The sequence below is a fragment of the Acinetobacter sp. GN11 genome, assembly GCF_054823985.1.
In genome coordinates this window covers 1-1,941 of the sequence record NZ_JRVL01000268.1, presented here as the reverse complement: position 1 = coordinate 1,941, position 1,941 = coordinate 1, and the positions used below count along the sequence as shown (strand labels likewise).

At 39.2% G+C, this 1,941-nt stretch carries 2 protein-coding genes; both read left to right on the top strand.

The annotated features are described in order from the left end of the window. Positions 1 to 40: 40 nt before the first annotated feature. Positions 41 to 370 carry an RcnB family protein gene (locus NL42_RS17850; RefSeq protein ID WP_461313772.1) on the top strand — a complete coding sequence of 110 codons (330 nt, stop codon included), beginning with the start codon at positions 41 to 43 and terminating at the stop codon, positions 368 to 370. Positions 371 to 489: 119 nt separating this feature from the next. Beyond that, positions 490 to 1,845, top strand: a complete 1,356-nt coding sequence (argA, locus tag NL42_RS17845; protein ID WP_107882288.1) for an amino-acid N-acetyltransferase — start codon at positions 490 to 492, stop codon at positions 1,843 to 1,845. Positions 1,846 to 1,941: the final 96 nt, after the last annotated feature.

The following is a 1,941-nucleotide window of genomic DNA, read 5'->3' as shown; positions in this document are numbered from 1 at the left end:
CTTTAGTTATTGAAATTTAATTCATCATTCGAGGTTTACAATGAAAAAACTAACAACAGCAATTGTTCTTTCACTCAGTGGTTTAGTTGCAACAACAGCAATGGCAGCACCTAACGATCATAATCACCATGGCAATTACCAAAACCATGAAGTAAAAACAGTTAAAGTGATTAAAAAAGACGACCATCGTAATGTTTGGCGAGCAGGTCAGGTTGTACCCCGTGAATATCAACACTCACGTTACGTGATTGACTACCGTCAACATCAGAAATTAACTAAGCCAGGTCGCTACCAAAAATGGTACAAAGTGAACGGAAATTATGTGCTGGTAAATGAACAAAGCAATAAAATCATTAGAGTAGTTCACTAATTTAAAAAATTTAAACACCCAAACTTAGATTTGGGTGTTTTTTTATCTAAAACATGCGGCTTTAATCTTTTTTGTTTAGAATCATCTTTATATCTTTTTGCTGTTGATTCGAGATCGGTATGCCAAGCAAGTCTTTAGAAAAGTCGCATAATAACCCCCAGCATTATGTACACTGGTTTCGACACTCAGCGCCCTACATTAATGCTCACCGCGATAAAACATTCGTATTGATGTTTGGTGGTGAAGCTGTCCGTCATCCTAACTTCGAACATATCATTCATGATATTGCTTTATTGCATTCTCTTGGTATTCGCTTAATTCTCGTGCACGGCGCACGTCCGCAAATTAATCAAAATCTTAAAGAGAAAGGAATTGAAACCCCTTTTTATGACAACAGCCGTATTACTACACGCGAATCTTTAAGCTGTGTCATGAGTGCGGTAGGCTCTATTCGCCTAGAAATTGAAGCATTGCTCTCTATGGGCTTAGCCAACTCACCCATGTACGGCGCTCGAATCGATGTCGTATCAGGTAATTTTGTGACTGCTAAACCTTATGGCATTCGTGATGGCATGGATTTCCAGCTTACAGGTGAGGTTCGTTCAATAGACACCGATGCAATTGAACGACACCTTGATAATCATAATATTGTGCTACTGGGGCCAACAGGTTATTCCACTACAGGCGAAGTCTTTAACTTGCGGGCAGAAGAAGTTGCGACCAAAACTGCAACTTATTTAAAAGCAGATAAACTCATTTTTCTTGGGGAGCAACAAGGGCTTCTGAATGAAGATGAACAAATATTACGTGAATTAAGCCCACATCAACTGGACTACTATATCCAACAATATCAAACCATTAGTCCAACACTAACCCTGCATTTGCAACAAGCAAAAAAAGCGTCTTTATCAGGTGTACACCGCGTTCATCTCATTTCCTATGCCTATGATGGTGCCCTTCTCGAAGAGTTATTTACTCGAGATGGTATAGGCACCATGATTACCGATGCGCATTATGAAGAAGTTCGTACAGCCCATATTAAAGATGTGGGTGGTTTAATGAATTTATTGCGTCCCTTGGAAGAAGAAGGCATCTTGGTTTATCGTTCACGTGAACGTCTGGAGCAAGAAATCAGCCAGTTCGCTGTTATTGAACGCGACGGTATGATTCTAGCGTGTGCTGCGCTTTATCCAATTCCAACCGAATTTAACGAAACTCGTTCTGCAGAAATTGCCTGTGTTGCTGTACATCCAAGTTATCGTAAATCAAATCGTGGTAGCCAAATTCTGCAATTCCTTGAAGAAAAAGCCAAAGAACAAGGTATTCGTCAGCTATTCGTTTTAACAACGCGTACCGCCCACTGGTTTTTGGAACATGGTTTTCATCAAGTCAGCGTTGATGAATTACCTAATGCCCGTCAGGCACTCTATAATTATCAAAGGAATTCTTTAGTCTTTAAGAAACTGCTTCCCTAGCCTTTGCTCTTTTTAAGATATTCTTATTTCAGATAAGCTTAGTTAAAAAAGTACAACCATAAACGCTATTAATTTATGGTTGTACTTTTTTTTAAA